Source organism: Burkholderia sp. Tr-20390 (assembly GCF_017104595.1).
In the GTDB taxonomy this organism is placed as follows: Bacteria; Pseudomonadota; Gammaproteobacteria; order Burkholderiales; family Burkholderiaceae; genus Burkholderia.
In genome coordinates this window covers 19608-39099 of the sequence record NZ_JAAGPC010000001.1, presented here as the reverse complement: position 1 = coordinate 39099, position 19492 = coordinate 19608, and the positions used below count along the sequence as shown (strand labels likewise).

The 19492-nt window shown below is 58.7% G+C and carries 21 protein-coding genes; 5 read left to right on the top strand and 16 right to left on the bottom strand.

Going from position 1 to position 19492, the window contains the following annotated elements; all coding sequences use genetic code 11:
* Positions 1–10: 10 nt before the first annotated feature.
* The 11 genes from G3N98_RS00220 to G3N98_RS00170 all read right to left on the bottom strand — a co-directional run bounded on the left by G3N98_RS00220 (position 11) and on the right by G3N98_RS00170 (position 8481).
* Positions 11–211, bottom strand: coding sequence for a hypothetical protein (locus G3N98_RS00220; protein ID WP_206146730.1), 201 nt, complete (start codon positions 209–211; stop codon positions 11–13).
* Positions 198–1415, bottom strand: a complete 1218-nt coding sequence (locus G3N98_RS00215; protein ID WP_206146729.1) for a hypothetical protein — start codon at positions 1413–1415, stop codon at positions 198–200. Before G3N98_RS00215 ends, G3N98_RS00220 begins: the two co-directional genes overlap by 14 nt.
* Before the next feature lie 2 nt (positions 1416–1417).
* Entirely contained in the window at positions 1418–2242 is an 825-nt protein-coding gene (locus G3N98_RS00210) for an HNH endonuclease (RefSeq protein WP_206146728.1), read from the bottom strand.
* 17 nt (positions 2243–2259) lie between these two features.
* Complete coding sequence (locus tag G3N98_RS00205) at positions 2260–2634, bottom strand: hypothetical protein (protein WP_206146727.1); 375 nt, start codon at positions 2632–2634, stop codon at positions 2260–2262.
* Positions 2635–2662: 28 nt separating this feature from the next.
* A complete protein-coding gene (locus G3N98_RS00200; protein ID WP_241025633.1) occupies positions 2663–3160 on the bottom strand; it encodes a hypothetical protein in 498 nt (165 codons plus the stop codon).
* Between the two features lie 90 nt (positions 3161–3250).
* Entirely contained in the window at positions 3251–4417 is a 1167-nt protein-coding gene (locus tag G3N98_RS00195) for a hypothetical protein (RefSeq protein ID WP_206146725.1), read from the bottom strand.
* Between the two features lie 51 nt (positions 4418–4468).
* Positions 4469–5881, bottom strand: coding sequence for a DotG/IcmE/VirB10 family protein (locus tag G3N98_RS00190; protein WP_206146724.1), 1413 nt, complete (start codon positions 5879–5881; stop codon positions 4469–4471).
* Between the two features lie 10 nt (positions 5882–5891).
* The gene (locus G3N98_RS00185) at positions 5892–6893 is read right to left on the bottom strand and encodes a DotH/IcmK family type IV secretion protein (protein WP_206146723.1); all 1002 of its coding nucleotides are present in this window, start codon (positions 6891–6893) and stop codon (positions 5892–5894) included.
* Between the two features lie 9 nt (positions 6894–6902).
* Positions 6903–7610 carry a DotI/IcmL family type IV secretion protein gene (locus tag G3N98_RS00180; RefSeq protein WP_206146722.1) on the bottom strand — a complete coding sequence of 236 codons (708 nt, stop codon included), beginning with the start codon at positions 7608–7610 and terminating at the stop codon, positions 6903–6905.
* On the bottom strand, positions 7607–7786 hold the full coding sequence (locus tag G3N98_RS39615; protein ID WP_241025632.1) for a hypothetical protein: 180 nt from the start codon (positions 7784–7786) through the stop codon (positions 7607–7609). Before G3N98_RS39615 ends, G3N98_RS00180 begins: the two co-directional genes overlap by 4 nt.
* Positions 7787–7881: 95 nt before the next feature.
* The gene (locus tag G3N98_RS00170) at positions 7882–8481 is read right to left on the bottom strand and encodes a hypothetical protein (protein WP_206146720.1); all 600 of its coding nucleotides are present in this window, start codon (positions 8479–8481) and stop codon (positions 7882–7884) included.
* Positions 8482–9469: 988 nt separating this feature from the next.
* On the opposite strand from G3N98_RS00170, the gene G3N98_RS00165 reads away from it, so the two are divergent.
* The 3 genes from G3N98_RS00165 to G3N98_RS00155 all read left to right on the top strand — a co-directional run bounded on the left by G3N98_RS00165 (position 9470) and on the right by G3N98_RS00155 (position 13368).
* Positions 9470–10696, top strand: a complete 1227-nt coding sequence (locus G3N98_RS00165) for an AAA family ATPase (RefSeq protein ID WP_206146719.1) — start codon at positions 9470–9472, stop codon at positions 10694–10696.
* Positions 10693–11760: a ParB/RepB/Spo0J family partition protein gene (locus tag G3N98_RS00160; RefSeq protein ID WP_206146718.1), complete on the top strand. Its 1068-nt coding sequence runs from the start codon at positions 10693–10695 to the stop codon at positions 11758–11760. Before G3N98_RS00165 ends, G3N98_RS00160 begins: the two co-directional genes overlap by 4 nt.
* Before the next feature lie 306 nt (positions 11761–12066).
* Positions 12067–13368: a hypothetical protein gene (locus G3N98_RS00155; protein WP_206146717.1), complete on the top strand. Its 1302-nt coding sequence runs from the start codon at positions 12067–12069 to the stop codon at positions 13366–13368.
* A gap of 170 nt (positions 13369–13538) precedes the next feature.
* Here G3N98_RS00155 and G3N98_RS00150 read toward each other — a convergent pair whose 3' ends face one another.
* A complete protein-coding gene (locus G3N98_RS00150) occupies positions 13539–14108 on the bottom strand; it encodes a DUF882 domain-containing protein (protein WP_206146716.1) in 570 nt (189 codons plus the stop codon).
* Positions 14108–15586, bottom strand: coding sequence for a plasmid replication initiator TrfA (trfA, locus tag G3N98_RS00145; protein WP_241025631.1), 1479 nt, complete (start codon positions 15584–15586; stop codon positions 14108–14110). The genes G3N98_RS00150 and trfA overlap by 1 nt, the downstream gene beginning before the upstream one ends.
* A gap of 32 nt (positions 15587–15618) precedes the next feature.
* On the opposite strand from trfA, the gene G3N98_RS00140 reads away from it, so the two are divergent.
* Complete coding sequence (locus G3N98_RS00140) at positions 15619–16407, top strand: hypothetical protein (RefSeq protein ID WP_206146715.1); 789 nt, start codon at positions 15619–15621, stop codon at positions 16405–16407.
* Positions 16408–16551: 144 nt separating this feature from the next.
* Positions 16552–17187, top strand: coding sequence for a hypothetical protein (locus G3N98_RS00135; RefSeq protein WP_206146714.1), 636 nt, complete (start codon positions 16552–16554; stop codon positions 17185–17187).
* 69 nt (positions 17188–17256) lie between these two features.
* Here the strand turns inward: G3N98_RS00135 and G3N98_RS00130 are convergent, their stop codons facing one another.
* The 3 genes from G3N98_RS00130 to G3N98_RS00120 form a co-directional block, all read right to left on the bottom strand.
* Positions 17257–17616, bottom strand: a complete 360-nt coding sequence (locus G3N98_RS00130) for a hypothetical protein (protein ID WP_206146713.1) — start codon at positions 17614–17616, stop codon at positions 17257–17259.
* A 304-nt stretch (positions 17617–17920) separates the two neighbouring features.
* On the bottom strand, positions 17921–18190 hold the full coding sequence (locus tag G3N98_RS00125; RefSeq protein WP_206146712.1) for a hypothetical protein: 270 nt from the start codon (positions 18188–18190) through the stop codon (positions 17921–17923).
* A 1-nt stretch (position 18191) separates the two neighbouring features.
* Positions 18192–19184: a hypothetical protein gene (locus G3N98_RS00120; RefSeq protein WP_206146711.1), complete on the bottom strand. Its 993-nt coding sequence runs from the start codon at positions 19182–19184 to the stop codon at positions 18192–18194.
* Positions 19185–19492: the final 308 nt, after the last annotated feature.

Genomic DNA, 19492 nt, shown 5'->3' with positions numbered 1-19492 from the left:
AGGCCCCCGGTCAGGATTCGAGTTCGGATTTCAAATTCTTCAGCGCGAGCATCTGCTGAGCTCGGTCCGCGATGAAGGTGATGCCGTCGAGCTGCATCAACAAATGGCACGAGCCGCGACGACGAATTGCGGTCTCGACCCGCTTCAGTCGCATTTGGTTTTCAGTTGGCGCATTCGGATCGCCCGCATACTCGTCGTCATTCGTCAGCATTGAGGCGCATCTCCGTTTTGATATCGGCGTACGTCGCCGCCGGTATATCGAGCCCCTCGAGAACAGCGAAGTCCACAACGTCCTTCGTGGCTCCGGGCGGGTAGTACACCGTGGTGTTACCGAGGCCGTATGCAAAGACCTGATAGCGCTCGCGCTGAAGCTTGACCGCGTGCATGAACATCGACAGGCGATCGATAGCCCGGTACCAGATCGCGCGCGGCGGAAAAAATTTCTGATTGGTTGGGCTGGTACGAGGGCTCGCCATCGATACCCAGAAGTTCTCTGCAATCAGGCCGAGCGAATACGACGCAAGGGAGAAGTCGCCGAAATCAGGAAATGACTCCAGCTCCTTCTGTGCTTCGAACCCGGCTTCACATACAAAGGCGCCGATTACCTCAACGTCGCAGAATTGCGCAAGCATCATCAGCTCCGGTTGGCATACCCACGAACGTGCGTTCGCGGCCCCCGCGTTGTAGCTGATGAGGTTCGCGTACTCTCCGCGCCGAGGTTTCACGACTACGTTTGCCAGAACCGGCAGTTCATTGCCCAAACACCAGTCGATTCGGTCGGAATTTCCTGCGGGCAGGCGCGCGTTTTGCACATACACCCATTGGTGCTCGCTCGGCACTGGTGTACTGAGTACATCCATTGCGTGAATGTGGCGCGGACGCCGGAGGACGACTTTCTTCCAGTCTCGCGGAACCCGCGTCATCACCGACGTGTATGTCTGATATGCGTGATTCAACGCGGCGTTGATCTCATCCGGAATCTTGTTTTTGTTCACTACACGGGCAGCGATGAAATCCGCTAGGCCTTTCGTCGAAATGCTGTTCGTCTTGAGATCGACGCCGAGGCGTTCTGTAGCGATTCGCATCACTCGGCCAAACAGCGCCGAGAGCACTTCAGCTGCATTGTCTGCGGCGAGCTGCTCGTCGCCTGCACCGATCTCTTCGGCGATCGCCTTCAACTCGGTACGGAGAAAACCACTGAAGTAGAAGTTCGGGTTGCGTCCGAGTCCGTTTGCGTTGAAATCGGTAAACCCGAAGTTCGTCAGCCACTTCACATTCGACTCGAGTTCGCTGACCGACACGATACGCCGAGACGGCGCACCATCGATCGAGACTGACGCGCCGCTGGCGACGCGCTTCTTGTTCGTCGACGATTTCCGCACTTCATCGTCGAAGAGCACGACTCCGTATTGCATATTCACTCCGCATTTGCGAGTCGAGCGTTTGCCTCATCGACGCGCTTCACGCACCCGAGAACGAGCTCGCGGATACTCTCCTCGGGCAAAATCTTGGTCCAGCGCCAGACGGGCAGAATCTTGTTTGCCTCGTCGCGCCAATGCTTGATCCGTTCACCGAACCGTTCCGGCTTCGGCAGCAATCTGAGGCCACCCAACGCCTCACCGCGCTTCTCGAATGTCTCATCGTCCAGTTGCATGAGGACGTTCGCGAAGAGCGACGGGGTGATCTGGCTCAGTGTCGGCTCGAAGTCCAGCGCCTTGTTGTCTTTGACATAGCCGCCGATGCGCATCAACACCGGAGCGCGTCTGTTTTCGAGATAGCCACGGAGCTTTGTGGCCGCGCTATGGACTCGCTCGAAGATCTGCCGCTCGTTCGTGTCAGCGAACGGGCTCGGGCCGGATTTGATCAATTCGTTTGTCGAATCGATGATCCAGATGTGCATCACTAATTGGTTGAGCTCAGCCTGCGACATTTCAGGCATATAGATGATCTGGCCGCCGTCCCGCATCCCGGCCAGTCCGAGGTGAAACACCTGATGGCAGAGCGGGCAGGTCCCGAACAGATTTTCGCGCGAATTGTTGGCGTGATCGTCGTCGCCGTGGTGCACTTCCTGATACTTCGACGAGGTATGCTGACAGAACGCACACTCATTCCCACACGCGTCCAGAATCGCGCGCCGTACCTGCTGAAAAGCTTTGTCCGCATCTTCCCCGGCGTGGTCATTCATCCGCCAAACTTTACGTTTGGCGGAGATGATCAGCTCCGGCAACACTCGCTTGAACATCGGCCGGTGCCCTACGCTTACGTCGGGGTCGCGGAATTGCGGAGAATGCCGATGATGACGGTGACGATCGTCATTGCGGCACCGACGACGATACCGATGACTGCAACCTTCGGCGGCTCACGATTGTCCTTGTTCGCCTCGTACACCTTCTTGATGCTGATGCCACAGAGGACAACCCCGCTTGCTGCGAAGAAGAGCAGAACGAGGGTGATTAAGCTCTGCAGGTACCCCTTGTATTTGTTGACCGCTTGCGTGATGTCGGCCGATCCCGCACCGCTCGTTCCCGAGATGTTCGTCAGATCGAATTGCTGATCCGCGCGGGCGACGGCCGACAGCATTGCGATGGTCAATGTCGCAGCGACTTTGTAGCGAATGTCCATCAAGTTTTTCAATTTCGTTCTCCTTAGCGAGTGGTATCACTTAAAACAAAAGCACGTTGATCACATCAATTCCAGTTGCCCACGCGATGACCTTCAGGACCTGCGGCAGGTAGATCAAGCCAAGCCCAGCACCTATCCATACCAGCGGAGCTCGCACCGACCCGTTCGACATGCCGGATTTGTGCTTATTGAGTTCGAGCCAGCCATGACCGAACGACATCACACCTAAGAGGCCAAACAGCTTGAAGATCCCATCGAGCGCGGCCCGTTGCACCGCCGACATTCCACCGGTCTGATATGCCATCAGGCCGGTGGCGACATCCGTGCCAAAAACCGAGTTTCCTAGTACACCGATCGCAATGGGTAGCGATGTAAGGACAGTCCCGATGAACAAGCGCCACAGCAGGCCGCCGTTGGTCCGGTGCTGATACCCACCGTGGCCGTAGGTGCCATATGCGGTCAGATCATGAAACCCTTTTATGGCCGTCCCGACCATGATCACGCCAATGAATGCGAAGACCGTCAGGACGAGGGTCAACAGCGCTGGTGCCGCGCTCCCGATACGAGTCAGGAGAATAACGAGGCCCGTGTTCGATGTACTGTCCATATTCGCTCGATCCGCGCGCGATTACTCGTCGCTGCCGGCACCGCCGGTCGAGATGTACTGATTTCCCGACAACCAGACGCGCTTGGTTTTCGGATCAACCGAAAGAACCTTTCGCCCATCGTCGAGCGTGTCGCCGACCGCCACCGTACTGTCCGGATTCACGTCATTCCCGCCCTTCTTCGTGATGAACGCACGCGTGCCGATCATCCCAGTGACGACATACGATGTATCCGGCTTTCCTTTGTCGCCCGTGGTTGCGGCCTTCTTCGTGTGCGCCTTCATACGCACCACTCGTTCATGATGCGGCGCAGGTGCGGCGCCAGCATCACCGTCAGCTTGTTCGGCATCTTCTGCTGCCGCTGTCTGTATCGGCGCACTCTTCTTCACACTCTTCGTCGGGTGGTTTGCGCTTTTCGGTGCCGCTCGACCATTCTTGCCGGCGAGTTGCTTCTGTAAATCTGCGATCGTCGCCTGCATTGCGGCCAGCTGAGCCGCGATATCGCCACTCGCAGCTTGCTGCGTTTGATCCGGCCCAGTTGCAGTTGCCACACGCTGCTGCCCCCCCGGTGCTTCGGTCTTCGCGGATGCCATCTCGGCACCGCCTACCGTGCGATGAGGTACGGGACCCATCGGATTCGGGTCTCCGCCGTTTTGTACAGCAAGCTGTCCGGCCACACCCGCATTCTGCGCGGCCGTCACCGACTGCTGACTTTGCGCCGCCATCGATTGCGGTTGCGGCTGGAGGTACTGGCCCTGAGGCAACGGTGGCTGCATCGGTGCGCCTTGCTGCCCTCCGGAATGTCCTTGTGCCGTCGACGTCCACATACCGCCTTGGCAGTACGCGACGCCTACTGGCGATTGCCCCATTAGACCGTTCGGCGCGCAAGGCGCACCGATCTGGACGATGGCCGACTGCGCGCTCACACCCGCGCTCATCTGAGGTTGCGGCACGTTCGTGAACTGATCCGACTGCGGCTTCGGCTGGAGGACTTTGACGAGCCCAACCGACCCGACGACGAGCACGACTGCAACAGCGCCGATTCCACCCATCAACTTGCCAAGTGGGAACGGCTTATGCGGCTTAGCAGGGCCGCCCCCAGTTGGCTGCACGGGCGCAAGATCTTCAGGATCGCGGTCCTCGTTTTCAGGATCGTCAGAGAATCGGATCTCCCTGATGGCGTCGGTCATGGTGCTCTCCAAGAATTCACGGCGAAATTATACAGGCAGGATACAAAAACATTATTGTTTTTGATCCACGACGTCATTCAAAAGCACAATTCCGATGTCTTTGCGCGGATAGATCTTGATTGTGGTCTTGAGTGCATCGGATCGACGCTGAACGAAATCGCCGAGTGACTGCCCCACCCCACCCGCCGCGCTTTCGGCGATCTGGGCGAGGTCCGGCCTCTGTACGCTGAGCGAAGTTGTGCTGACGTTGCCGATCGTCTGGGTGCTCGACGAACCGGTCACGACTTGCGCTGCTTGACCGATCCCCTTCAGCAGGCCCGCAATTGCAAGCTCGCTGAATTTCACGAACATGTGGCTATTCACGCTGTCTTGCACACCGGCCTCGAGCGTGTCATTCGTGAACGCGACCGCCTGCACCGAGCGAGTGCCGTAACCCGGGATCCGGGCAGCGCTGAAGGTAACGATGAATCCCGGATCTGCTACCCCTTCCTGCGAAGGCTCTGCCTTGCCGTTGAAGATCGCGCCATTCCACGGACCGCCATAGCATTCAGCGAAGACATCCTTCCGCTGCAAGTCCGAATTCACCGCGTACTTGATTTGGCAGTAACCTGCGTCGCCCATTTCCCAGTGCGGAATCGTGCGTCGGTCCGATTGATTTGCGGCTGCGCTAGTCGTTGCCGGTGGCGCCATGCCCGGCACTGCAGGTTGCACGGGGCCGCCTTGCTGGGTCGACGCTTGGGCGGACACCTGCTGCACGACGACCGGGTAGTAGCCCGTCGTAAACGAGCGCTTGCTACCGCCTCCGCCTTGCTGGTTGCTTTTCGGGGGCACGCCAAGCACATGGTCGATTTGCGAAGTAACGTCTCCATCGGACGCGCCCAGCGTAGCTGCGATGGTTCGAACATCGTTCAGCGGCCGTGGAGCGTTCGCCCCAGCAGCACTGTTGTTCGCACCTGTCCCGTTCACTCCTGCATTTGCGTTGAGATTCACGTTGTTAGGGTCGGCCGCCTTTGCGGCCGGCTGGCTGGCCGTTACTGGCTCACCGGCACCGAAGCCACCCCAATCCCCTCCTGCGGCAGTTTGCGTCGAGCTGGCAGAAAGGACCGGGGTGGCCACGTAAGGTTGCTTGTTAGCTTGCGCTTCCGACGCTCCTTCTTGATTCGCTTGTCGACGGAGCTCAGCTTCACGGGCCGTCGTCACCATCTGGTCGCCCTGCATTCCGCTGGCGTTCGGCATCGCCCCTATCGGTGCTGCAGCCTGCGGCGCATTGGGGCCACCCCCCATCAACGTGCACGATCCGACGATCAACAACACGATGAAGGTACCGCCAACTGCCATAGCGGCAATGCGCCCCTTCCCTTGGCCGAAAACCTGATTGATGTTGTTGCGCTTGATGTCGCGAGTCTCGGCCTCAGCCTCTCGCTGCTTTGCGGGATCAAAAACGTTGCTATTTTCCGATGCCATTTTGATTGCCTCAGTTGCCACTGACGAGAAGCGATGTAGGAATGCCGTTCACGCTGGCCAGCAGACTGGGCACAAACCGTGGGTACTTGTAGACCGAGATCCCTTCAGCCGACCCCACACGATCCGTGAATGCGGGCGACAGCAGTGAAAGACGCGTGCGCACGTAAAGCGAGCCGTTCAGCATCCACGCTTCCGCTTGCCCTCCGGCCACCTTCATGGCCGTCGCTCCTTGGGGCGGAACACCGCTCAGAAATCCGTCCATGCGATCATCAAATGCAGGGAGTGATGCGGAGGAAATCAGTTGCGGCGGGGCCGATGGATTGCGTGCTTCGACACGAACGTCGATCGCCATGTCGGTCTTCGTCGATTTTCCAGTTCGCAACACGAAGATGATTGGCGTCGGCAACCCATCGAGTCGAATCACGACGTTGCCGTAGGAGTACGGACTGTTGGCCTGAAGCGACACCATGTTCGTCGCATCGCTCGCACCCGCTTTTCCCTGTGTGCTCGTGCCACCGTCGCAGGAGCGACCGTCGTCGAACAGGTTGCAATCGAAGGAGACCGACTTGATATTCCACGCATTGCCCGACATGTCGGTGAACACGAATGTCGAGAGCGTCCCTTGCCACATCTCAATCGTCTCGGGACGCTTGACGACGTCCGGGCGCCATGGAATCTGGCGCGAGCGAGGCTCCGCGATCATTCCCCCCGGATACGGGGAGACGCCCGCCCGCCGCGCCGCATCGACAGTGCGGCGAACTGAGTCGATCTGCCTCGGCGTTAGGACTCGAGCGTTTCGATCGTCGACGAGCCGCTGTATCACTTCCTTCGTTACCGGAATGGGCGGAGTGGCATCGTCCATGTTCGGCGCGATGACATCTGGCGCCTTCGGATCCGAAGCTGATTGCTGCGCTTGCGCGCCCGCGCCCTGCCCCGATGGCGCCGCGAGCGACGCTTGACCTATGCACGACGCTATGAGCGTCATCGCGGTGAGAAAGATTCTTTTGCTCATTTCGTGCCCTTAGTTCACCGCCGTCTTCAAGTCGATCCAGCTCACACCGATCGCACTTGGATTGAGGCGAATCTTTGTCGGATCAGTGCGCGTGACCGTCACCTCGGCGACGACGCGATCGTCATGCTGCTGGCGGCCGCTCGTGTAGTAGAACGTCAGCGGCACTTGTACTTTCCACGCGTATGCGCCATTGAGAACGCCTTCACGCACAACCTGAGGCGGTTGATTCGGCGTGGTGATCGGCGTGACGGTGAACTGGTTGCTGACGAGGGCCTTCAGAAAATCGGACCTGCTCATTGTCTGCATGAAGGGGCCGCGAAATTCCGGCAGCATGAATTTGTCGGCCGCGTTCGTGATCGTCGTCCGATAGTTCGCGTAGTCCGTGGCGTAGATCGTCACCACGGCGTCTTTTGCGTAGTCAACGGCCTGCGCAGCCGTGATGTTGGGCTTGTCGATCGGCTCGAATGAGCAGATCGCAGCGGCGTTCTGCGTTGGGATGTACTTCTGCAGCGGAAAGTACGAGAACGTGAGCCACAACAGGAAGAGGATGATCATGAACTGCCCCGCGATGATCACGAGGTAGTTGATCGAGTGCTTCGACTCACTCTTCTTCGCCTCAACGCGTAGCCCCTCATTTTCGAGAACGAGGTCAACGACTTGCGCACCCTCTTGACGAGATGCCGGGGGATGTTTCGGTGTGGTGGTCTGAGAGGTCATTTGCGCTGATCCGCCGCGAGCGGGATTTCGCAGGAAAACATCGAGCCGTCTGACGCGAACAAGCGCGCGAACTGCGTGCCGAATGCAAGCGTCATGATCAGGCCCACGATGATGAGGAATTCGAGGATCGCGACCGGGGCGAGCCACTTGTTGAGGCGCCTGAGGAAGGCGAGCATCAGCGCATTGAAGCGAGGCGTGCGATTCCGTCGCGGGTTACCCCACGTGGTCGGTTGAGCGGGCGTGCGACGCTGCGCGTCTTTGCGTTGTTCGCTCATGCCTTCGGTAACAGCTCACGGAAGTTCTTGCGGATCAGGCGCACCGGATCCGAATGAGGAACTTGATACGAACGGAGAGTCTCGGCGTCGCCGAGGATCGTCTGACTAACCTCATCCTTCCATTCCGCTGGCGAGATCGATGCAAGTCGATCTCGCCCGATACGGCTCATGGCCGTAAAGATGACTTGCTCAACCCAGCGATCTGCGATCGCTTGCTCAGTTGGCGGACAGGCCGTGAACAACTTCGCCCGCTCCGCAAGCGCCTCGAACGACAGGTCGAGCGCCGCGAGGGTGGCTTCCGCGACAAGCGTTCTGGTTTCGGCCGGAGTGGGGCAATGTTCAAAGGCGTTCACTATCCTCTTCGCGGCGAGCTCGGCAACGCGCGACCTCACCTCAACGGGCACGCGCACAAACAAGGCGGTCAGATATAGCGACGCCGGCAGCGTCGGAAGCGCATGTTCCGAGTCAGCCTGATAGAGCGCCTGCACCTGCTCCAAGAAGCGGTGCTTGAAGTACGCCTTTTTCTCCAGAACTCGAAGCACGGTATGCGCCCCTGAGCTCATGCGCTCGGCGACACCCCTTTCGCTGCCCGACATCACGACCCTCCAATTTTGTCGGTATTGTCTCGGCAGTTTTGGATAGTGTCAACGTTTGAATCACTAAACAAATATTTTTTTGAATCATTCTGCGCGTAGCAACGTCATGTTCGGCGGTTTTCCGACTTCAACACGTAGACCGTGCGAGTGCGAGACGGCTGGAAGAAAAGGTGGTGTGGGGCTGTTTTTCACATCTTGGCAGACACGAAAACCCGCCTCTCTAAAAACTCTGTGTAAACTTCTTAAAATCTTTTTAAATACTTATGCCGGCGCCTGACGAGCGCGAATAGCCATTCAGAATCAATGACTTAGGGCCGATTTGTGGCGACAGTTTACCGAGTTCGGCACGCATCCTTTCCGAGATAGGCACGCTCGTTTACCGGGTTCGGCACGCACCCCTTCCGAGTTCGACACGTCCGCTTACCGAGTTCGGCACGCCTACCTTCCGACTTCAGCACGCCTGTTTACCGGGTTCGGCACGCACCCCTTCCGACTTCAACACGTACACGCGCCGAGCTCGACCACTGATCTTTTCCGACTTCGGCACGTAATTGGGAGCTTCGCGGCACAAGCAGCGGGGATCTGAGAGCGACGCTTTCCGAGTTCGGCACGTCAACTAGCGCCGGATGGACAGCCACTTCCTGTCGGTTTCCGAGTTCAGCACGCACGCACACGTGCAGCCGCCAGCCTCACAAGCTATTCCGGAGGAAGATTTGGCTAAGAGGGAGCTGATGGTGGAGTGATGGCGCGCAAGCTTCGACACGCACGGACCGAGCTGCTAGCTCGGTTTCGGGGGCGCTTTTCGACACGAACGCCTATCCGGGGCCCGATCGGACGCCCTAGTCAAAACTCTGTGGCACAGAATTTCTTCAGAGTTTACTTGAAGTATGGGAGTTAACCGAATATTCTCCGGGTTAGCTATAAATTTCAAACAAACCCTGAAAATTTCAGCTTACCTAGAATTTTCTGGCGAACTTGGAAAAAACCAGTGACCGTGAACGATACGCCCGCCCCGAACGCTCCAGTGGTTGACACGTCCGTGTCGATCGCAGACATCCGCGATGGCATCGCACCACAAGCGCTGAACTTTCTCGATCAAGTTCGAGCAACGATGCTGGAGCCTTATCCGCGCAAGCTTCCACCGACCTACACTGCCGCCAACATTGCCGGCTTGTGCGGGATCGACAAGAAGCGAATGCCCTATCTCACCACTAAGCTTGGACTTCCAGTCGGAACTCAGACTGGGGCCGGTCGCGCCAAAATTTTCACGCTCGAGCAAGCCATCACGTGGGTGAAGGCGACTACGAACCGAGTCCAGCGAAGGGCCGGAGTGCGAGGGCGGGTCGTAGCATTTGCCAATTATAAGGGCGGCGTTGCTAAAACGACGTCCTCGATTAGCGTTGCGCAAGCGCTGACGTTGCTCGGCCGCAAGGTGCTATTCATCGACTGCGATCCGCAAGGTTCGGCGACGCAACTCTGCGGGTATGCGCCGGATGCAGAGATCGGCTATGACGACACGGTCCTGCCCCTGATCTACGGCGAACAGGAAACTCTGCACTACGCGATTCACGACACGTATTGGACGAACTTGCACGTTATTCCTAGCTGCAATGCAGTCCAGGATGCCGAGTTCGGAATTCCGTCGCACATCATGCGCGACAGTCGATTCGAGTTTTGGGACATCCTGAACAAGGGGATCCAACCGCTGCTCGATGAATACGACGTTGTGGTGATCGACACCCCGCCGGCACTCAGCTACATCACGACAAACGTTCTCATGGCCGCTGATGCGATCGTTATGCCGCTGCCGCCGGAGGCACTGGACTTCGCAAGCTCGACCCAGTTCTGGCAGATGTTCGCCGAGATTGCTGCCCGGCTTCCTGAGGTCATGGCGTCGAAGCGATACGACTTCCTCAGCATCTTCATGACCAAAGTTAAATCGACTGATGCATCGAAGGGCGTGCAGGGCTGGATCCGAAAGGCGTATGGCGATCTCGTGTTCCCTCTCTCCGTCCCCGAATCAAAAGTTCAAGCAGCTGCGCTTGGCGCGCTATCCACGATTTACGATCAACGCCGGCTTGACGTCGATTCCGACGGCGATGCGCCCCGCATGTCAGGCGAACAGTATGAACGGCTGCGCGAGCCTCATGACGCGCTTGCCGAGTATATCGATGACCAGTTCTCTCATATCTGGTCGAAGGAGTCCGCCGAATGAAAACGAAAGGTTCACTGCTGGAGAGAACCGCGCAGCTCCAAGCTGGAAACGCGCAGGATCGTACTGCGGGCAATTCACGCGGCCCGCTCTCTGCACCCGGCCGGATGTTCGACATCACGCAGCGAATCAATGAAGCCGAGGATCGAGCTGCCGCTGCAACGGCCGAGGCAGAAAGCGCCAAGCAACAGTTGGAAGAAGCGCGCCGAAAGATCGAGGAGCTCGAGCAGGGCGGCGGTACATCCAGCGCGGCAATGGTCAAGATTTCGAGTTTGGTCTGGGTTCCGGGCCGGCAGCGCTACCTGACTCCTGTCGAACGCGACGAATTGCGCGACAACCTGTCCAAGAACCCGCTCATCCACCCTATTCGATATCGCCCGCTCGGCGACGGCCGAAACGAGATCGTCTCCGGCCACAACCGAGCTGAGATTTATCGCGACGACCTCGGAAGAGACGAAATCCTCGGCGTGGTGTTTAACGGCACTGCGGCCGAGGCCGAACTTGGCGCCGCCTTCGCAAACTTGTTGTCCGCCTACCTGCCCGATTTTGAGAAGTACCGGCAATTTATGCGGATGCAAAACGAGCAAGGGTTTACCCGCTCAGACATCATCGAAGTTAGCGGTCTGTCAAAGCAGCATATCGCTCGAATCCTTTCGTTCGAGAAGCTTCCCCAAGCCGCGCTCGACGCGATCGCGCAACGCCCGGATCGAGTCGGCGGAAATGCAGCTGAAGATTTCGCTGCACTTGCCGCTGGCGGCAACGCAGAAGCCGTGGTGAAGGCAATTCAGGCGCTCGTCAACGACGAAGAGATGACGCAGAAGCGCGCGTTAGAGCTCGCCCGCCCGAAGGCGCCCAGAACCGCCCCGGCTCCGGCACGCACAATCAAGATCGGCCGTAGTAAGTTTTGCGAGGTCACTGTTCGAAGCGGCACGGTCGGATTGAAGTTCGCAGCAGGCAAGGGCCGCGATGTAGATGCCAATGCTCAGGCTTGGGCCGACAAGATTGAGGCGTTCATTCGCCGCGAGATTGAAAGCGGGGAAGCGGGAGCAACACACCCAAGTCCCTAATAGCGACCCCTTTGAAATCAATGAGTTAGCGGTTCGGTTGGATTTTGCTAGGCAAGTCCCTAATAGCGACTTGTTTGAAATCAAGGACTTACAGATGCGGATGAATGCGATGAGGTAAGAACCGCTGCATAAAAGACAAAGGCCCTCGGCTGGAACCGGGGGCCTTTGAAAATTGGGCTCGACTGGAATCGTGCCCCGCTACACTCCCCGGCTGGAACCGGAAGAGTCTCGACAAATCGGAGTGTAGCGGATCGCGAGTGACAGTCAAGCATTGACCATCCATTTTCGAAGAAATGGACGCTCGACATGTCTATCGCGCAACGCTCTGTTGCTGGCGAGGGTGAAGCTCACCCTATCGACAGCGAATTCTCGGCACTCGAAGCTCAACTCGACGAGCTCGAGCTCGCCCGCAACCTTCCCTACCCGACCCTCCGTGCGCACCAGCGCGCCCTCGAAATCACTACGCTCTCCAAGCGAGCTCGAGCAGCCCTCGCATCGATCGCGCTGGTCGTCGACGCACGCAAGCCGCTCAACTCCGTCTTTGCGCGCCGGAGCTACTTGTCGCGTCGTGCAGGACAATCTGAGCGTACGTGGTACCGAGCCGAGCAAGATCTCGTCGAGGCGGGCCTGATCACCGTGTCGGAGCAAATTAGGAAGTCTCGTGGCGGCCTGTTTGGCGCCGCATATATTCATCTTTCAGAACAGGCAGCGAAGGCCCTCGGCTTGATTGCTTCCGCCAAAGAGGCAAAGCTTCCGGCCACGCCCAAGCCAGATGTGGTCGATTCCGAGTTGAAGACCGACGACAGCACTTTGCCGGCCCAGCCGACTGCCACCGTGTCAGACCGGTTTACATATAAGGTTTATCCGTACCCTCCTTCTCAAAGGAGACAACCCGGTCAGCTGCCTGAGGACGTTCAGCCGCTTCTGGCCGTCGGTTTTCAGAAAAACTTCATTTTTTGGCTCATGGGCGTTGCACGTCGAACTCACGGCAAGAAGCTCGGCGACATCGTCACGGCCTGCTGGGACTCCATCAAAAAAGCGAACAAGCCGATCCCTTACCTCTTCGCGCTGCTTCGAAGCGGCACAGACTTCGCTTGGCTCGCCAAGCAACGGCAGGTCGCCCTCGTGGAGGCCCGCATGGCCGAGGAACGTCATGCTGCGGCTGAAGCGGAGCGCGATCGTCTTGCGGGTGAACGATTCGTGACTGCGGACGGCGCGAAGCGGTTTGAGGTTTCAAGCGACGGGCAAACGCTCACGGTCGAGTGCGTCACCGAGGAGAGCCTTCGTACGGCTGGCAGCAATTGGATCGACGGATTTGTGACAGCGCTGAATGCCGGCAGGATTCGTCTGGCCCAGCCGTCAGACGACACGCATTTCGCGGCTGCCCGTGATGCTCATCGTTTGGCCAAGCAGATCGAGCAACAGCGTCCGGCACGTGATCCGTTGGTTGACGCCATGAGCGCAGTGATCGGCCTCAGCCACCGCGCGGTAGCGGCTCCTGACGCTGATCAACTGGAGCGCTCTTGGACGCTCAGCAGCGTCGGCAATTCGGCCCTTGGCGGTCTGCGAAGCCTTCTCCGAAACACCCCACATCGGGTGTTGGCATGACAATCAAACGAAAAGTTTGTTGTCTACGCAGACATGAGCAATCGCCGTCAGTCGCGGTATTCGATTTATCCGGCGCAAAATTTGGCAAATATTTTCGCCAAAAAAACCGCCCAGAGACTGGGCGGCAAAGGGTTGCGCCGCGCTGTTTGGGCAGCGAAGCGACAGCAAAACTAGCGTCGAGGGCGACGACCGACGAATGCGTGAACTCTGCCTACATCGACATGTGTGAAGCTGTTGTAAATTCCGACTCCGCCCATTTCGAAGAACCGCGCCATTGACACGACAGCAGCTGGTGCGACGCTCGGGATCTTGATGTCAGCAGCACGGCCATTCAGGTGCTCGCTCGTCGGTGAAGCGCCTTCCTTGATCAGCGAGGCGTTGTGCTGGGGTGTTCGAAAGCCGCTGGTGAGATCAATCGGCAGTAGCCGACCAGTCACAAGCTGCACCCAGCGCTGAAGGCCAAATAGCAGGTTGAACAGTCTCGGATCGATCTCTGCCACGACGTCCTCTTTCGAGTCGCGAAAGAGATAGCAAAGCCTGACGTAATTATTGGGATCGAATCGGCCGCCTGACCAGTAAACAACACGGAATTCCTCCAGCTCACGCCCGGGCCGGTCCCGACGAACCCAGAGTTCGCGATCGCGGATCCAGAAGTCGTTATCGGTGGCGTGTCCGATCTGAGGAATCAGCTGAGAAGCGCCGATGGCTGTAGCGCCAGCGAGAAAGGCACGGCGATCCATCAAGCAGTAGGCCCCGCCAAGACGCGTATCGGCGATGCATCCGGGTTGCGGACGATCACGACCTTGTCTGTAGCTTCATCCAGCGTGTACTCACGGATGATGTTCATGTCCTTCAGGCTGTCGAGGCCTGCCGGCAGGTTCTTGCGACGAAAGTCGGAGAGCTTTTTGCTCATTGCGATCCGGACTTGAGCGTCGGACCTGCCGGGGTTGGTTTCGCGATAGTGGCGCTCGAGCGAGTCGAGCGTCCCGTAGCAAAGCTCAAAGAGGCTCGTCACCTTGATAGGGCGTGTTTCCTCATAGGTCGACGGAATCGTCGAAATGTACTTGAGTAATTGCCGCGCGACGCCAGAAGTCTTGAACAGGTGGTCCGTATCCAAGGCAGTGAAGCTCGTGTACAAAATGATCAGCGCGGGATCGATCATCACGTGGTGATTCGACCCGGATCCGGCTAGATCCTTGATCAGGTTCACCGTGATGTAGTTCGAACGCGATTTCACGACCAGATAGCCGCCTCGCATGCGCGCCAGCGACTCCATCACACTGTCGATATCTTTTGAGCTCGCACGGCGAGTTACGCCGCGCGAGCCTTTGAAGAACGGCACGCTGAAGATGCTGAACGATTCGTAGGGATACTTTCCGCGCGCGACCTGCATCAGCTGCATGAGGACCAATTCATCGTCATGGCGCAGTTCTTCGCCGCGATACACGGCGCTAACCGTCTCGCCGATTCGGCCCAGTGGTTCGTCGCGACAGAAGCGACGTGGGGTGTTGTTGCTGGCGACATGGAAGAGCGACGTCTTGTTCAGATCTGTCGCCATTATCCTTACCGCGTCCGCGTGGAACGGGAACCGGTATTGACGCTGATGGACTGCTTCAATCGCCGCGCGTCGATCCTCAGAGACCGTACCGAATTCGATAAACCCGGGTGATGTCGCACGAAGCAACGAAACGTCTGGATGCTCCTCGGCCAGCTTGATCTTCCCGCTCGTGATCGCTTCGACCACAGACTCGTCGTTGCTGAGCCCCAATTCGTTCCGATCGAGTTCGCGGATCGCGTTCGCCGGCGCCCCATTGAGATGCAGCACGCGTTGGTCGGTGGCGACCTCAATGCGTGGCGTCCTCAGGCGAGTATCGGGTGGTGATTTCGGAGTAGGGGATGTTGCCGCAGGAATGACGTCGACCGCTCCGGATGTGTCCTTGCGTCCTGCCTTTCGCTGAGCGCGCGGATTATCCGTCAGCAGGCGTGCGACGTGTTCCTTGACGTGATCCCATGCCTCCTCCAGCGAGCAATGAAGATCACTCGCGGTTTGCTGGATCAGCGGCACATGTTCGCTCTTGTCGATCGCAACGTGCGTGCCGTTCACCAGTACATAGTCGGCGGATGAGTCGGTCATAAAAGGCCGGAAAAGGGGATGCAGGTCGCGCAATGGCTTGCTATTATACAGAAAAGGTAAAAAACGTATATTTTTTTGATACATTCACGGGTGGACAACCTGAGAAGGGGAACGGAATGGACGAAAAGCGACCGCTCTCGCGGCGGCAGCTGCGAAACATCCAGCTCGCACGCGGGATACCAGCGCAGGAGTTTCAGCACCGAACCGGGATGCCCCGCGCGTCCTACGAGGCGTTGCTCGGAGCCAGCTCGGGCGAGGAGGGCAAGGACGCAGCGAAGCTGATATCTCGCCAGACTTTCGACCGCGTCGTCTCGCTGCTAGGCATCGACGAAGACTTCACGTCACTGAGAACCAGCGGCGTGATCGAATGGCGCGCCGAGGGTACGAGCAAGGCAACATCCGAAACGTGGTGTGAGGCGGTTGAATCGCTGGTCGCCGAGCTTTTCTCCGACGATCTCCTGCTGGTCGAGGTACGAACGGACGCGGCACGACGATTCGGGCGCGGCGGAGACCGGATGGTGTTGCTGCACGATCGCCAGCACCAATTTCGGGTCGCGATCATGAACGCTGCGGACGATCTCGTCGGCCTGCTCGAAAAGGCCTTCGGCGTCTCTTGTGAGCGCCGTGTGACGATCGCTCCGTCCGAATTTCACGACGCACGGGAAATGATTAGTCACGAGGTGTTCCGGTCCGTGCAGTTCGACGCAATTTCCGGCGCTATTGCGCCGAAGTACAGCTGGCGTGACGTGCAGGCCGGTGCCCGTGAGTTCGGGTTCCTGCCGGACGACCTGATCGAAATGATGCATCAGCGCGCACAAGAGCGTGCTCAGCGCGGTGCCAGCGGCGACGCGCTGGTAGCCGAGCAGGAATACGGTGTCCGGCGCCTGCAACTGGTGACTGCGTAAGTAGGCGCGGAACTCCGCCTTCAAGCCCGTCCTCGGACGGGCTTTTTCTTTGTGGGCGGGCATTTGGGCGATACAGTTCCCCGCCTTTCCCAAGCTCACGCGTCCGGATAAAATAAACCTATAGGTTTATTTATTGGAGCGAGAATGGGTCGCCAATTATCTCCGGATGAGATGCGCGCAGTCATACGTGCCAAGGGCTGGAGCCATGCCGAGCTCGCCAAGTACTGGGAGATCTCGACTGTCTACCTGAGTCGCCTTATCAACAACGGGCAACGCCGGATCCACTGGAACGACGCCGTCGAGGGGCTGCCTCCGTACAAGCTTTGCGCACAGCATCTCGCAATGCGGCATGCAAGAGCTGGCGCGCTGCTGCAAGAGCCGCAGCCCCGAAAGCGCGGACCGCGCACGGGCTCGTATCGACGTAGGGTGGATGAGGACAGCGAGGAGCAACTGCCGCAACCCGGCCTGTCGTCGCTGTCGACTGGGTATCGCTATCGCGGGTATATCGTTGCGGGCAGTATCCTCACTGCGACGCAGGAAATCGGCGAGATGGCGCAGGAAGGCGAACGAGGGATCGTGTTCGCCGTTGAGGACGTCGGAATCGGCGAGCGCTACGGTGTCATCTTCGAGCGTGGCGAATGGGACTGGTTCTTGCCTCACCACATCGATGCTTGCCTTGCCGAGACGGGGTTGGGTGCCGAGGGGTTCGACGATTTCGTCTATGACGGTGATGCCGGCCTAAAGAACGCATTCGATGTTGGCCACTTCAATTTCTGGTGAACTCGGAATAATTTTGCAAATATTTGCCGAGGCACCTCGGAATTGCCCCGGCGTGCGGCAGCCCGGCGTCTAGCGCTCGTCGTCGAGAATATCGAGCCCTCGAACCGGAACAAAGCTCGGGCCACCAGCTCGACCCCGCTCCAGCGGTTCGAACTCGAATATGTCGGTTTGCGTTTCCACGTTCACATCGCCCCGTAGTATGCCGTCGCTGCGGTCGACGGTCACCCAAACGTCTCCCCGCGCAATTTCCTGCGCACTTATGAGCCCAGCCGATCGAGCGGCCTCGATGAAGCGAGCGGCCGTTGTTGCACATCTCATTCGAACTGCATCCAGCGACTCGTGATCGTCGCCATCAATCCAGACTGCATCGGTCGGCACCGCGTCGACGCTGAAGCCGGTGCTGGCGCACCGGTAGGTGAGTGGGTTCATGATCTCGCTTCTCCTATTGGTTTGGCACGACATCGAGGCCGTGGCTGTTCGTGATTGCTATGCTGGCTGCGACCCGGGACCAAATTCCAACAGCGATCCCGAGACTGTCCTTTTCCGAGTTCGGCACGTCACTTATTCCTGCCGGCGAAGCGCCCCTGACGGGGCGCGCGATGAAATGTTGCTTCGCAATCAGGGTGGACCCACGTGTACCGCATGCGCTCGGCTGAGCGCGGCGCGCCGTGTACTGCTGGCACGATCACGCTACCGCTGCGCTGCCGTGCGGCGCACCACCGGGCGTAGCCCGTCAATCGATGCCGAGCCTGCGTTCTACGCGATCCCAAAAGTCGGGAATGCCGGCTGCGAACTTCGCTGCCCATGGGTTGCGCCGTTGAATGATCTCGGTCATCCGAGTTCGATCCCGATTGAATCCCTTCACCCAAGCTGCCAGCTCCTCGTGTGACGCGCGTTGATCAAGCGGTGCCACGGCCAGCTGCGCATCGAGCTCTTGTCGCAACGCGTCGACCGCGCATTGAACGGTGCCATCCCGGATGGTCTTCGGGTCCAGTTCATCCATGTCAATGTGAGCTCAATGAGGGCGTGCGGTTCGCGCCACGTCGGGCGACGAAATCACGATAGGTTTCAAGATACCGATTCTGAACCGCCGCAACAGAGGACTCGGTCGGGTAGACGCGCACCATCGCGCGTCCGTTGCGGCGCTTGCCGTAGTGTTGGTGTGCCGTCTTCGTGCTCGAGTGGCCGCTCAATGCCGCCGTGATAACGGGGTCTTCGAACGTCAGCTTCGCGTTCGCAATGAACTGGTGGCGAAATGAATACAGCGTCACGCTTGATCGCGCACGACGCTTGCCGGCGACGGCCAACGCGCGCGCTGCTTCGAGCTCGTGCTTGAGTGCGCGCTGCAGGCGTGTAGCTTCCTCGGTGGTGTCCGACTGGCAAGCCGCGAGCGCATGCTCGACAACGATGAGCTCGCTCGCGTCCAGTTCGTCGACGTACATCTCGCGGTGCGTCCCGTTTGCGCGTCCGTTCGTGTTCTTCGAATTCCGCACGCGCAGGATCCGGCGCCCGTCGGCCTCATGGTGTCCGAGCTCGGAGAATGCCCACTCGTTTGGTCGCAGACCAGTCAGAAGGGTGCCTTCCAGTACAGCGAGCAGCATGGCCGCGTGCTTGTACTGCTGCTTGATGCGTTCGTTGATGGCGTACTTGATCTCGGTCCACACGGATTCGGGCACGTCCTTCCGCTTGCGACCGCTGGTGTTTGATCCCCCGTCGCGTAAATCGCCGGATCCATGACGCTTCAATTCTTCGATCGCGGTCTCGTGATGCGGATGATAGGTCTCGAGATAGTAGATGGCCGATGACTTGTAGAACCTCCATGTACGGGCCGCGTATTCGGTGCGAGTCAGTATCAGGTGTGCCACAACCTCGTCGGGTGCCATGTCGGTCTTTCCGAGATCGGTCATGAATCGTCTTCGATTCCGCTCATAGCACTGCTCGTACTCGATCTTCGTCTTGTCTGAGATCGTTGGGGAAAAGCTGGCGAACGGTTCCATGGTCGAGTGTGCGGTGCCGATGTGTGGATGTGCAGCCGTCTAGCCCCGTGTGGAACCGAACAGCGTCTTTTCGCCTTCATATCGTGCCGCGCGATGCCGTGTCAACCGCGCGAGTGAACGTGAAGTGCATGTTAGGTATCTCCCCCCGTTACAAACAGTCCGGGCCGTGCTTCACAACGCAGCACTTTGTCCTGTTTGTAACGGGTGTCATAACGCACACGTTAGATACCTCTGACGGCCCCTGTCGTTCACGAAAAATGCGGCGACAAGCGGCATCACGAAGAGCAGCTAGAACGCGGCTGCGCTCA